Origin of the sequence: Ensifer sp. SSB1 (assembly GCF_016652895.1) — a bacterium.
Classification (GTDB): domain Bacteria; phylum Pseudomonadota; class Alphaproteobacteria; order Rhizobiales; family Rhizobiaceae; genus Ensifer.
Window position 1 is genome coordinate 45,007 of record NZ_JAEPRP010000012.1, and the last position, 12,782, is coordinate 57,788.

The window sequence follows — 12,782 nt, forward strand, 5'->3', positions numbered from 1 at the left end:
CCCCTACCCTAACGTGAGTATCGAAGCCCGGAAATGGTCATGGGCCGATTTCGTTGAATTCCGGTTAGCACCGTAGCATTCACCTGACGACGGGAATGCGAGGACCATTGGCCCGCAAAGCAGTTCACTTGAACCGCACGAAAAAAAGAGGCTCCGCGTCTGGCACGACACGGAGCCCAAGGCTTCAGGGAACTAAATTGTCTCAGGCCGCGTGGATCGCCTTCACCGTCTCTTCGATGCGGTGGCATGCGGCTCGCGAGCCATCGGCAAAACCGCGCATTTCGGGCCGCTCGCTCTTGCAGCGCTGGTCAGCGAAGGGGCAGCGTGGATGGAACGTGCAGCCGGACGGCGGATTGAGCGGACTTGGCACCTCACTGGCAGCGATGCTGCGTCCGCGCTTGGGATGGGTGATGTCCGGGATCGTCTCCAGCAGCAGCTGCGTATAGGGGTGCCGCGGATTGGCGAATAGCGTTTCGGTGTCCGCCTCTTCGACGATCCGTCCGAGATACATCACCGCGATACGGTCCGACATGTGGCGCACCACGCTCATGTCGTGACTGATGAACAGATAGGTCAGCCCCATCTCGTCCTGCAGCTTGCGCATGAGGTTCAGGATCTGTGCCTGTACCGAAACGTCGAGTGCCGAGGTCGGCTCGTCGCAGACGAGGAATTCCGGTTCGCCGGCAAGAGCGCGTGCAATCGAGATGCGCTGGCGCTGTCCGCCCGAGAATTCGTGTGGGAACTTCGCGCCATCGGAGGGCGCGAGACCGACGATGGTCAGCAACTCACCGACACGTTCCATGATCTCGGCTTCCGAATTGCGCAGCTTCAGCTCGCGCAGCGGCTCGGCGATGATGTTGCGAACGCGCCAGCGTGGATTGAGGCTGGCATAGGGATCTTGAAAGATCATCTGGGCCGAAAGCGGTTGCCCGTCCTTGCCCGGCGCAAACCGCACCTCGCCTTCCGTCGGCCGGTAGAGACCGGTGACGAGCCGCGCCACCGTCGACTTGCCGCAACCGGATTCGCCGACGAGGCTGAGGCAGCCGCCCATTGGCACGGTGAAGCTGATGTCGTCGACCGCCCGCACGAACTGCTGCGGCTTGCGCTCGATCACCCGGTTGAGCCAGGGCGCGGAAACATCGAAATTGCAGGTCAGGTCGTTGACCGTCAGGGCATCACTCATAGAACTCCTCCTGCATTGAGCCAGCAAGCGGCGACGCCGGTGCCGACCGGCGCCGTTTCGGGGCGATCCTTGCGGCAGCGCGGGCCCGCCTCCGGGCAGCGCGGGTTGAAGGCGCAGCCGGGGGGGATCGCGTTGAGACGCGGCATCGAACCGTCGATCTGGTTCAGCCGCTCGACGCGACGGCCGAGAGCCGGGATCGAGCCCATCAGGCCGCGGGTATAGGGGTGGCGCGCGTTCTTCAGCACGTCGTCGACCGGGCCGATCTCGACCAGTCGACCGGCATACATCACGGCGACACGGTCGGCGGTCTCTGCGATAACGCCCATGTCGTGTGTGACCAGCATGACCGCAGTTCCATGGTCGTCGCAGAGACGACGCAACAGCGAGGTGATCTGCGCCTGGATCGAGACGTCGAGCGCGGTCGTCGGCTCGTCGGCAATGATCAGCTTCGGCTCGGCGGCGAGCGCCAAGGCGATGACGACGCGCTGACGCATGCCGCCGGAGAACTGATGCGGATAGTGGTCGTAGCGCGCCTCGGGAGCCGGAATGCCGACTTCCTTGAGGAGCTTGATCGCACGGGCCTTTGCATCGGCCTTGGAGAGCTTCAGGTGAAGACGGATCGTTTCGACGAGCTGCGCGCCGATGGTAAAGAGCGGGTTCAGCGAGGTCAACGGATCCTGGAAGATCGCGCCGATCTGCCGGCCACGTACTTGCTGCATCTGGGTGTCGTCGAGTTGGTCGATACGCCGTCCCGAGAGCCAGACTTCGCCGCCGGAAACACGGCCGGGCGGCTCCAGCAGACCCTGGACCGCAAGGCCGGTCATCGACTTTCCGGCGCCGGATTCGCCGACGACGCCGAGGATTTCGCCTGGACGGATGCTGAGGGAGACGTCCGAAAGCGCCTGCACCGTTCCATGGCGCCCGGGGAATTCGACGCAGAGGCCGCGCACGTCAAGCACGGCCGATGAGTGGTGTTCCGTCATCGCTGCACCTCCAGAGGATAGCTCGGCGGGAAGATCTCGCTGACCGGCGGATGGCCGAAGCTTCTTTCCGGATACTTGGCGATCAGGCCATCGAACTGCACCTGCGCCTTTGCGCGCGCCTCGTTCATGTCGAAACCTGCAACCTCGCCATCACGCATCGACAGCCGGCCATCGACGAAGACAGCCTTGGTGACGCGTCCGGAACCACCGACCACCAGCGTGGTGATCGGATCGATTGCCGGTGCCATGTGGTGGTCCATGAGGTCGAAGACGGCGATGTCGGCGCGGGCACCTGCTTCCAGGCGACCGAGGTCCGGCCGGCCGAGCGCCTTGGCGCCGCCAAGCGTCGCGGCGTCGAAAAGATCGGCACAGCTGACAGCGGACGCATCACCCTCCACAACGCGACAAGTGATCAACCCGACCAGCAGGTTCATCAGCATGTCCGGAGGCGTCGTATCCGTACCCATGGCAATGTTGACGCCGCGAGCCTTGACGGAGCGGAACGAGTTCAGCGTGCTGCCGCCGCGGGCCGAAACCAGCGGGCAGTGAACGATGCTGACGCCGTTTTCCGCATAGAGCCGCAGATCGTTGTCGGTCGCCTGGGTCGCATGCGGCGCAATCAGCCGGTCGCTTAAGAAACCGAGGCTGGCCAGCCACTCCGGCGCCGTCTTGTTGTGCAGGCGGCGAACGGTATCGACTTCCATGGTGCCCTGCGCCGCATGCAGGCGGATCGGGCAATCAAGATCACGCGCCGCGTCTGCCGTACGGACCAAGAGCTTCTCGGTGCACGTTTCCACCCGGTCCGGAGCCAGCAGGCCCTTGACCAGACCGCCGTGACGCCCTTCGTGCTCGCGGATGAAGCCGATGGCATCATCGAGGCCCTTGAGGCCCCTTGCCTCGTCGAAGATCGCTTCGAGCTGGCCAGGCGCTGTGACCATCATGCCGCCGGCGCGATAGGCCGGGCTCAGATAGACGCGCAAGCCCAGATCGCCAGCCGCATCCGAAGCCGCGGCGAATTCCGCAACGGTCTCGCCCCACTCGCGATAAAAGAGCGAGGCGATCGGAGCGGCCGTGGTGATGCCGTTCAGGAGAAGCTGGGCGAAGGCAAAGCGCTTCTGGAACGCCAGTTCCTCCTGCGTGTACATCTCATAGGGGCCGCGCTCGATGTAGGAACGTGGCCAGACGCGACCCTTGGCCCAGCCGGGCTGATGGTCGATCGAGAGGATCGTCGTATCGAGATCGGAGAGCGCATCGAGGTCGATCAGGCCGGGGCTGATCATCGCCGCTCCAAGATCGATCCGCCGGGCCACCTCGCCCTCGAAGTGCTGCCCGACGTAGAGCAGCGTGCCGCCTTCGATCACAACCTCGCCGTTCGGGATAAGCAGATGGGAGCCGTCACGGTGACCGAGCACCCATTGCGCGGTCAGAAGCGTGCGTCCCTCGGCACGGTGACCGAGTGTCAAATCCTTGATGCTGTTCATGGGATGGCTACCTCCGAGACGCCGTTGCGGGCGACGATACGTCCGCGCTTGACGACCAGCGGCCGCGGCGCGACGTCGACGACGGCATGCGCCAGCGTCTCGCCGGTAAGCAGGGTGAAATCGGCGTTGCAGCCGACCTCAAGACCGTACCCCTTGATGTCCATGACCTCGGCGCCGCCCTTCGAGCAGACATGGAGCGCATGCTCGAGGTCGACGTCACGGCGCAGGCCGTTCTTCATGCCGAGGATGCGGGCACGATCCATCATGTCGGGTTGTCCCCACGGACCCCAGGTGTCGCGAATGCCGTCGCAGCCGGCCGCCACCTTGACGCCTGCCTCCTTCAACCGAAGGATCTGCGGCACGGTCGAGGATGGTGAACCGGTCGTGATGATGCGGATATCGAGCTCGGCGATCTGTTCGATCAGCCCGGCTACCCGCAGATAATCCGGGGCTCCGAGTGCGAAGGCGTGGCTGATCGCCACCTTGCCCTGCATGCCGAGCACGCGGATGCGCTCGAACATCATCTCCATGCTGAAGGCGCCGAGTTCGCCCTGCTCGTGCAGGTGAATGTCGATCGGCTTGGCATGTTTGTCGGCAAGGCCGAAGATCGCGTCGAGGTGCCCCTTCGGGTCTCTGTCGATGCCACAAGGGTCAATGCCACCAAGGACTTCCGCGCCATTGCTCAGAGCCTTGTCGAGGAGTTCGAGTGTGCCCGGACGGGTAAGGAGGCCCGACTGCGGGAAGGCAACGATCTCGATGTCGATGATGCCTTCGAGGACCCTGCGCGTCTCCATGATGCCTTCCATCAGCCTAAGGCCATGGGTGGTATCGATGTCGACATGGCTGCGGATGTGGCTTGCACCGTTGGCAGCGAGCATGATCGCCTGGCGCATGGACTGGCGGTGCGGGTCGATGCCGATTTCGAGCCGCTGCTCGCGTTCGAAGTCGATGCGTTCGCGCAGCGTCGCAGACTTGGCATTGACATGCCAGGGCATGCCCCAGACGGACTTGTCGAGATGGGTATGGGCTTCGACGAGACCGGAGATCACGATATGGCCGTTGCCGTCTTCGCTCTCCACGCCTTCGGCTGCAAGCTCCTTGCCAAAGGCGGCGATCTTGCCGTCGCGAACGAGGATGTCGGTCGCTTCGCCGGCGTTGGGCCTGACGTTACGGATCAGAAGATTGGACATCATTCACCTCAATTTCGGATTGAGCGCATCGCGCAGCCAGTCACCGAGCAGGTTGACCGAGACCACGAGAAGGCAAAGCTGGACGACGGGGAAGAGCACGACCCACCATACGCCAGAAAACAGGAACTGATTGCCGAGGCGGATCAGCGTTCCGAGGCTCGGCTGGCTCGGCGGCATGCCGATGCCGAGGAAGGAGAGCGTCGCCTCCGTCAGAATCGCCATGCCGAAGTTCAAAGTCGCGGCGACCATGATCGGCGTCAGCGTGTTCGGCAGGATGTGCTTCAGCATGATCCGCCGTGCCGGCGTCTTCAGAAGGCGCGCGGCCTGAACATATTCCTTGCCGCGTTCGACGATCGTCTGGGCGCGGACGGTACGGGCATATTGCACCCAGGCGCTGAGCGTGATTGCCAACACCAGGACAGCGGCCGAGCCGACGTCCCTCAGTTCCGGCGGCAGCATCTGGCGTGCGACGGCACTGACGAGGATCGCGATCAGGATCGTCGGGATCGACAGAAGTACATCGCCAATGCGCATCAGCACGTTGTCGATGACGCGGCCGAAATAGCCGGCGACGAGGCCGAGGCTAAGACCGACGGCGAGTGAAAGCACGACCGACGCGACGCCGATCAGGATCGAGATGCGCGAGCCGTAGAGGATGGCCGAGAGCATGTCGCGGCCCTGCGTGTCGGTACCGAGCACATAGGGCCACTGGCCGTCTGCCTCCCAGATCGGTGGCAACTCGGAATTCCAGAGTTCGAGCTGAGCCGGATCGAAGGGGTTCTGCGGCGCAATCAGCGGAGCGGCAAACGCGGTCACGATCAGGAAGGTGAGGATGGCCGCACCGATGATTGCCGAAGGCTTGTGGGTGAAGGACCACCAGAGGTCGCTCTGGCGCCAGCGGGCAAGCCGCGAGGGTCGGCGTGGCTGTGTGGATTGCTGGACGTGATCTGTCATGGCAGCGACCTCAACGGGTAGCGTCGCGCAGCCGCGGATCGATGACCGCATAAGCGATATCGACGAGCGTATTGAGCGTGACGAAGATGAAGGAGACGATGCAGAGATAACCAGCCATGACAGGCATATCGAGGAAGGTTACCGCCTGGATGAAGAGCATGCCCATGCCCGGCCACTGGAACACGGTTTCGGTGATCAGCGCGAAAGCGATCAGCGAACCGAAATTCATCGCCGTCATGGTAACGACGGGCATCAGACAGTTCCTGAGCGCGTGACGGAAATAGATCCGCCAGCGCGGTACGCCGCGGGCGCGGGCGAACTTGACGAAGTCGGAACGAAGCACTTCCATCATCTCGGCGCGGACGAGCCGCATGACCAGGGTGATCTGGTAGAGCGCAAGCGCGAGAGATGGCAGAAGCAGCGATGCCCGGCCGGATGGCGTCAAGAGGCCAGTGCTCCACCAGCCGAGTTGCACCACATCGCCGCGCCCGAAGGCGGGCACGAGGCCAAGCGTTACGGCAAAGACGAGGATCAAAAGGATGCCGACGACGAAGCTCGGCAACGAGACGCCGATGATGCTGACGAATTGGAGCCCTTCCGAGTACCATCGCCCTCGATGGATCGCGGTTAGAACGCCAAGCGGAATGCCGATCAGTAGCGACAGGACGGTTGCGACGAGCGCAAGCTCCATCGTCGCCGGGAATCGCTCGGCAATAAGCTTCATGACGTCCTGGCCGTTGCGGTAGCTGATACCGAAATCGCCCTGGGCAGCGTTGCCGACGAACCGGCCGAACTGGGTCAGGAAGGAATCATTGAGCCCGAGCTTTTCGCGCAGCTCGATCCTGTCGGCCTGCGACATCTGTTCGTTTGCCATCAGCTCGACCGGATCTCCGGCAAAGCGGAAGATCAGAAAGGCGAGCAGCGCGACGGCGAGCATGACCAGCACGGCATTGGCCAGCCGCTTGATGAGAAAGACAATCATTGGGTTTCTCGCAGAATGAGGAGCCCCGGCGAAGGACACTCCGCCGGGGCAAGGAAACTCAATCGCCGATACGGGTCAGCCAGTGGCGCGGCTTGTTGTCGGCGCGGATGGTCACGTCGGTCACGTTCTTGGACATTGCCCAGGCCATCGGCTGCTGGTGCAGCGGGATCATGATGACCTCGTCCTTGGCGAACTTCAGCGCTTCGGTTTCGATCGCCAGACGCTTGTCGTGGTCCATCTCAACCGCGGCCTTCTTCACCATCGCGTCCAGTTCCGGATAGGACCAGCCGCCATAGTTGGCGACGCCTGCCGCACCTTCGCGGGTCGAAAGCACCTGAACGAGGATCGAATAGGCATCGAGCGTCGGCTCGTTGGCCCAGCCGATCATGTAGGCGTCGGACTTGCCGCTTGCGCGCTTCGGCGCCTGGACGGCACGCGGGCCGATGTCGAGGGTCGGCTTGAGGCCGACGCGCGACAGCATCGAGACCAGCGCGCTGCAGACGTCCTCTTCGTTGACGCTTTCATCGTTCATGCAGACGAGCGTGAACTCCTTGCCGACGGCGCCTGCTTCTTCGAGCAGCTTCTTGGAGAGTTCCGGATCGTAGCTCGTCGGCACGTCGAGCTCGGCGCTGTAGCCCGGGATTTCCGGTGCGACCATGGTGCCGGCGACATGCGACTTGCCGCGCATCACGCGTTTGAAGATGAGCTGGCGGTCGATCGCGTGATCGATTGCCTGGCGCACCTTGATGTTGTTGAAGATGTTCTCACGACCGTCGGCGAAGGTCTCGTGACGGTTGAAGACCATATGGACCGTGCGCAGGTCAGTGCGCTCGATGACCTTGATCTCCGGCGAGCTCTTCAGGCGTTCCAGGTCCTGTACTGGGGCGCCGTCCGTGAGATCGATTTCGCCCGAAAGAAGCGCTGCAACACGAGTTGCTGCCGAGGTGATCGGCATGAATTCAATACGGTCGAGATTGTGCTTCGGTGTATCCCACCAGCCGTCGTTCTTGATCAGCACGGTCTTGCTGTCGGGAACGCGGGATTCAACCTTGAACGGGCCGGTACCGTTTGTGTTGTAGGTGGCAAAGCCTTCGACCTTGGCGCCGACGTCGGTCGGCAGCTCGGACTTGTTGTCGACCAGCCAGTCCTTGTCGAACATGAAGATGTTGGTCATGTCGTTGAGGAACAGCGGGTTCGGCGAGGTCACTTCGATATCGACGGTGTAGTCGTCGACCTTGGTGGTCGAGACATAGGCCGGAATGTTGCCGCGCAGCGGCGACGTCGGGTGGCTGACGCGGGCCATGGAGGCGACGACGTCGTCAGCGTTGAAATCGGCGCCGTTGTGGAACTTCACGCCCTTGCGCAGATGGAAGCGCCAGACCTTCTCGGAAACCATCTCCCAGCTGGTGGCGAGCGCCGGCTCAACCTTGAACTCGGGCGTGTAGCGGGTCAGGCCCTCATAGACGTGATTGAGGAAGGCCAGGTTCGAGGTGCTGCCGTAGGAATAGGGGTCGAGCGAGAAGATATCCCGCGGGCTTCCCCAGCGCAGCGTTTCCGCAGATGCGGAGGATGCGAGCATGGCAAATGCCAACCCCGCGAGGAGATGCTTTCTCAGTTTCATGTCGTTCCCTCTGTTTTCTCGTCAGTCGCCACAGAACGGCGCCCTCGCCCACCCGTGAGCAAGCCGCCCTAGATTTGAAGCTGTTGGCGACAATGTCAACTATTTTGTCGACAATTTTGTATGCATAAATGTTTAATATGGAATACAGCCCAAAAATACGGGTCATTTTCCGGACGCCCAGAGCCACGAATAGCAGGCACAAAGACAACCAAAGCGCGAATCTCGTCCAAGAAAAATCCCAAACCAAATCACCCGACGGCGTATCGAGACACCGTCAGGTGATTGGGAATTTACCGAAAAGACAAGTGGTTAGGGCTATCTGCTCTTGCGGAACACCGAATTGCGCCTGCCCATCAGTCCCTAAAAAAGTTGCGAGCGCGGCTACACGTCCGCGCCTTTGTCAAATGGGGGCCGGGTTCTAACGGTTACCGAGCGGCAGCGGCACCGAAACCCGTGAGGAATGCCGTCAGATTGTCGGAGAGCGCGTCACAGAGGTAGCCGCCCTCCTGCACGATTGCTGTCGGGATGCCGAGGCCGGAGATCGCCTCGCCGATCCGGGCAAAACCGGGCGTCGATACGGAAAGGCCGCCGAAGGGATCGCCTTCGAAGGCATCGAGGCCGAGAGCGACGACGAGTGCGTCCGGCGCGTAGGCACGAATGCGACGGAAGGCAACGTCGAGAGCGGCCAGGAATTCGCCGTCGCCCGATTTACGTTCGAGCGGGAGATTGAAGTTGTAGCCGAGACCTGGCCCTTCGCCGCGCTCGTCCGCATGCCCCCAGAAGAATGGGTAGAACCGCACCGGATCCGCGTGGATCGAGACCGTCAGTACATCGGCCCGCTGATAGAAGATGCCTTGCGTGCCATTGCCGTGGTGCAAGTCGATATCGAGGATGACCACCCGGGCCGCATTCGAAAGGAAGCGTTGCGCCGCGACGGCAGAATTGTTGACGAAGCAGAATCCGCCGGCAACGTCGGCAAAGGCGTGATGGCCCGGCGGACGGCAAAGCGCATAGGCCGCCCGCTCTCCCGCCATCACGGCATCAGCAGCGTCGACCGCGCTCCAGGCGCTCCAGCGCACGCTGTCCCAGGTTTCCCCGGAGATCGGGCATGCGGTATCGGCCATGTGATAGCCGGCCTGCCCGACGGCTGACGCCGGATAACGACCATCGCGCGCGAGCGGATGGATATTCGGAATAACCTCCTCAGAGGCATCGACGATACGCTGCCAGCGGGCATAGATATTTTCGAGGAACTCGAGGTATTCGGGCGTATGCACCGCGGCGATTGGCCCAAGTCCGTGATCGCGCGGCCGAACGACGTTACATCCCGCATTTCGGGCGCCGACCAAAAGGCGCTCGACGCGCTCGGGTTGCTCCGGGTTCGGCTGCGGCGCACCGCTCGAAAGAAAAGCCTTCGGATTATGTCGCTTCTGTTCCAGTGCGTAGAAGGCTTTCATGCTCTCTCCAGTTCCTTCGTCTTCAAACTTTCAGACCGCCTGCGAGAGCCGCGAAGGCCTCATCATAGGCGGCATGGGCGCGGTCCTTCGCCTGCCAGGTAATGCCGATCCGCTCGTAAAGCCGTTGCGCCGGCAGATTATCCACGTCCACCTCCAGCCGGAGGTAGTCTCCGCCCCGCACGCTCGACCATGCGGCAACTTCGCGAAGCAGGGCTTCGCCGACCCCGAAGCCCCGGAAACGATCTTCAACATAGAGGTCCTGTACGAAGACGCCCGCACGCCCGCGCCAGGTGGAAAAGATCGGGAAGAACAGGCAAAGACCGGCAAGGTCTCCACCCGCCTCGGCGATCAGGCTGTGGAAGGCGGCATTCGGACCGAAACCGAAACGGCTGAAGTCCTCGACCGTGCAGGTGACCTTGTCCGCCATATCAAGACCGCGCCCCATGGCCAGGATCGCACTATGTATGCTGCCTGCATCCTCCGGTTCGCCTGCGCGAATTCGGATATCGGATGTTAAACTCTGCATCGTCGTCACAGTCTTCCCTTTCACTGCCGGCAGGCGAAGGCTTAAGTCCAAGCATGCTATGCCGCCGGTCTCAGAATGCCACCTGATCTGCGCCCTTCAGGCCAAGAAGCGCGCGTGCTTCCTTAGGGGTTGCAACTTCCAGTGATAAGGCGTCGAGAACGGTGCGGATGCGCTGAACCTGCTCGGCATTGCTGGTCGCAAGCGTGCCCCGACCGTTATAGAGGCTGTCTTCGAGCCCGACGCGCACATTGCCGCCCATGGCGGCAGCCATGGTGATCATCGGCATCTGATGGCGGCCGGCGGCAAGCACCGAGAACGAGTAGTCGTCGCCGAAGAGCTTGTCGGCGATGCGCTTCATATGTGTCAGGTTCTCAGGGTCGGCACCGATACCGCCGAGAATGCCGAAGACGAACTGGATGAAGAGATGGCCGGAGACCAAGCCCCGATCGCGGAAATGCGCCAGCGAATAGAGGTGGCCGACGTCATAGCACTCGAACTCGAAGCGCGTGCCACAGCCCTGGCCGAGCCGCGTCAGGATGAACTCCATATCGGCAAACGTGTTCTTGAAGATCGAGCTGCGGGTCGCTTCAAGGAGCTGCGGCTCCCATTCGTGTTTCCACTCCGTCGGCTTGTCGAGTGCCGGAAAGAGCGCGAAATTCATCGAGCCCATGTTCAGAGAGCACATTTCCGGTTCGGCGCGTATTGCAGCGGCGAGCCGATCTTCGAGCGCCATCAGCGACGAGCCGCCGGTGGAAATGTTCACGACGGCATCGGTCGACTGTTTGATGCGCGGCAGGAACTGCATGAACAATGCCGGATCCGCCGATGGCCGACCGTCCTCAGGATTCCGTGCGTGCAGATGCAGGATGGAGGCGCCGGCTTCGGCGGCCGCGATCGCTTCCGATGCAATCTGGTCGGGCGTTACAGGCAGATAGGGCGACATGGTCGGCGTATGCACCGATCCCGTCACCGCGCAGGTGATGATCACTTTGCGCGATGTTCTGGCTTTCGTCATGGTCAAACCCTCAGCGGTTGACGGGGAGATTGAGTTCTTCGGCGAGCACTTCGAGCACGTCGCCGAGGATGGCGACGATCTCACCGATCTGTTCACGCGTGATGATCATCGGTGGGCAGACGAGGAAATGATCGCCTTCGACGCCACCACGCGTACGCCTGGAATAGATGATCAGGCCGCGCTCATAGGCGAGATCGACCATGCGCTGATGCGCATTCAACTCCTTCGGCAACGGCTTCATGGTTTCGCGGTCGGAGACGAACTCGGCGGCGAGCAGCAGCCCCTTGCCGCGCACGTCGCCAATGAAGGGGAAGCGGTTGGAAAGTGCCATCAGTTCCGCCTTCAAGGCGTCACCCATGGCAGCGGCATTGTCGATCAGGCCGAGGCGATCGATCTCGTCGAGAACGGCAAGGCCGGCGGCGCAAGCGAGCGGATTGCCGGCATAGGTGAACCCATGCTGAAAACCGCCGGCGTCAAGCACCGGCTGGACGATCCGTGACGGTGCCGCCATGGCACCGAGCGGGCAATAGCCCGACGCAAAGCCCTTCGACAAAGCGATCAGGTCCGGACGGCAGTTCCAGTGGTCGCCGCCGAGGAACTTTCCGGTCCGGCCCGCGCCGCTCATTACCTCATCGTGGATCAAGAGGATGCCATACTTGTCGCAGATTTCGCGAATACGCGGATAGTAGCTGTCTGGCGCAACCAGCGCCCCGGTGGAAGCGCCGCCGATCGGCTCCATGATGAAGGCCAGCACGCTCTCCGGGCCTTCCGCCTGGATCTTTTCCTCCAGCAGGTCGGCATATTTGATGCCGCGCTGCTCCATCGTCAGGTTGTCGCGATCGAGATAGGCGGTTGGCGCTGCCACCTTCGGCATCTCGCGCATCATCGGCGAGAAGGGTTCGGAGAGTGCCGCATAGCCTGTCACCGCCAAGGCGCCAAGCGTACCGCCGTGATAGGACGGAAAGCGCGAGATCACTTTCCAGCGATCCTTCTGGCCGGTGGCGACGGCCCATTGCCGCGCGAGCTTCAGGCAGGATTCGACCGCTTCCGAGCCGCCGGAGACGAAGAAGATCTTGTCCATGCCCACGGGCAATTTTTCGGCCGCACGGCGCGCCAAGTCTTCCGCAGGCTCGTTCTCGAAGTGCAGCCGATAGGCGAAGGTTACGCGGTCCATCTGGCGCTTCATCGCGTCAAGCACATTGCGGTTGCCGTGGCCGATATTGACCACCATGGCGCCGCTGGAGCCGTCGATCACCCGGCGTCCGTCCTGGTCGAAGAGATAGATGCCTTCGGCCCGGTCGACCAGCGGACGGCGCAGGCGCGATTGGTAGAAGAGATGCGAGGCGGGGCGTTCGTTGGAAGCTGTCGTCTTGAGCATGGCAAATCTCTG

General features: G+C 62.3%; 11 protein-coding genes. All 11 read right to left on the minus strand.

Annotation, left to right across the window (positions count from 1 at the left end; genetic code table 11):
- Positions 1 to 202: 202 nt before the first annotated feature.
- The gene (locus I8N66_RS04975) at positions 203 to 1,183 is read right to left on the minus strand and encodes an ABC transporter ATP-binding protein (RefSeq protein WP_291150365.1); all 981 of its coding nucleotides are present in this window, start codon (positions 1,181 to 1,183) and stop codon (positions 203 to 205) included.
- Entirely contained in the window at positions 1,180 to 2,166 is a 987-nt protein-coding gene (locus I8N66_RS04980; RefSeq protein WP_291150368.1) for an ABC transporter ATP-binding protein, read from the minus strand. Before I8N66_RS04980 ends, I8N66_RS04975 begins: the two co-directional genes overlap by 4 nt.
- Entirely contained in the window at positions 2,163 to 3,647 is a 1,485-nt protein-coding gene (locus I8N66_RS04985; RefSeq protein ID WP_291150370.1) for an amidohydrolase family protein, read from the minus strand. Before I8N66_RS04985 ends, I8N66_RS04980 begins: the two co-directional genes overlap by 4 nt.
- Positions 3,644 to 4,837, minus strand: a complete 1,194-nt coding sequence (locus I8N66_RS04990) for an amidohydrolase family protein (RefSeq protein ID WP_291150373.1) — start codon at positions 4,835 to 4,837, stop codon at positions 3,644 to 3,646. Before I8N66_RS04990 ends, I8N66_RS04985 begins: the two co-directional genes overlap by 4 nt.
- Before the next feature lie 3 nt (positions 4,838 to 4,840).
- Entirely contained in the window at positions 4,841 to 5,791 is a 951-nt protein-coding gene (locus I8N66_RS04995) for an ABC transporter permease (RefSeq protein ID WP_291150375.1), read from the minus strand.
- A 10-nt stretch (positions 5,792 to 5,801) separates the two neighbouring features.
- Positions 5,802 to 6,773: an ABC transporter permease gene (locus I8N66_RS05000; protein WP_113540653.1), complete on the minus strand. Its 972-nt coding sequence runs from the start codon at positions 6,771 to 6,773 to the stop codon at positions 5,802 to 5,804.
- Positions 6,774 to 6,831: 58 nt separating this feature from the next.
- Positions 6,832 to 8,352, minus strand: coding sequence for an ABC transporter substrate-binding protein (locus tag I8N66_RS05005; protein WP_291150432.1), 1,521 nt, complete (start codon positions 8,350 to 8,352; stop codon positions 6,832 to 6,834).
- A gap of 467 nt (positions 8,353 to 8,819) precedes the next feature.
- On the minus strand, positions 8,820 to 9,851 hold the full coding sequence (locus tag I8N66_RS05010) for a histone deacetylase family protein (RefSeq protein WP_291150379.1): 1,032 nt from the start codon (positions 9,849 to 9,851) through the stop codon (positions 8,820 to 8,822).
- Positions 9,852 to 9,873: 22 nt separating this feature from the next.
- Positions 9,874 to 10,377: a GNAT family N-acetyltransferase gene (locus tag I8N66_RS05015; RefSeq protein ID WP_291150382.1), complete on the minus strand. Its 504-nt coding sequence runs from the start codon at positions 10,375 to 10,377 to the stop codon at positions 9,874 to 9,876.
- Between the two features lie 70 nt (positions 10,378 to 10,447).
- The gene (locus I8N66_RS05020) at positions 10,448 to 11,392 is read right to left on the minus strand and encodes a 3-keto-5-aminohexanoate cleavage protein (RefSeq protein WP_291150385.1); all 945 of its coding nucleotides are present in this window, start codon (positions 11,390 to 11,392) and stop codon (positions 10,448 to 10,450) included.
- Between the two features lie 10 nt (positions 11,393 to 11,402).
- On the minus strand, positions 11,403 to 12,770 hold the full coding sequence (locus I8N66_RS05025) for an aspartate aminotransferase family protein (protein ID WP_291150387.1): 1,368 nt from the start codon (positions 12,768 to 12,770) through the stop codon (positions 11,403 to 11,405).
- Between the last annotated feature and the right edge of the window lie 12 nt (positions 12,771 to 12,782).

Coding starts and splice junctions, on each gene's coding strand:
- I8N66_RS04985 (WP_291150370.1), bottom strand. CDS start 3,647: ATGAACAGCATCAAGGATTTGACACTCGGTCACCGTGCCGAGGGACGC.
- I8N66_RS05005 (WP_291150432.1), bottom strand. CDS start 8,352: ATGCTCGCATCCTCCGCATCTGCGGAAACGCTGCGCTGGGGAAGCCCG.
- I8N66_RS05010 (WP_291150379.1), bottom strand. CDS start 9,851: ATGAAAGCCTTCTACGCACTGGAACAGAAGCGACATAATCCGAAGGCT.
- I8N66_RS04980 (WP_291150368.1), bottom strand. CDS start 2,166: ATGACGGAACACCACTCATCGGCCGTGCTTGACGTGCGCGGCCTCTGC.
- I8N66_RS05025 (WP_291150387.1), bottom strand. CDS start 12,770: ATGCTCAAGACGACAGCTTCCAACGAACGCCCCGCCTCGCATCTCTTC.
- I8N66_RS04975 (WP_291150365.1), bottom strand. CDS start 1,183: ATGAGTGATGCCCTGACGGTCAACGACCTGACCTGCAATTTCGATGTT.
- I8N66_RS04995 (WP_291150375.1), bottom strand. CDS start 5,791: ATGACAGATCACGTCCAGCAATCCACACAGCCACGCCGACCCTCGCGG.
- I8N66_RS05020 (WP_291150385.1), bottom strand. CDS start 11,392: ATGACGAAAGCCAGAACATCGCGCAAAGTGATCATCACCTGCGCGGTG.
- I8N66_RS05000 (WP_113540653.1), bottom strand. CDS start 6,773: ATGATTGTCTTTCTCATCAAGCGGCTGGCCAATGCCGTGCTGGTCATG.
- I8N66_RS04990 (WP_291150373.1), bottom strand. CDS start 4,837: ATGTCCAATCTTCTGATCCGTAACGTCAGGCCCAACGCCGGCGAAGCG.
- I8N66_RS05015 (WP_291150382.1), bottom strand. CDS start 10,377: ATGCAGAGTTTAACATCCGATATCCGAATTCGCGCAGGCGAACCGGAG.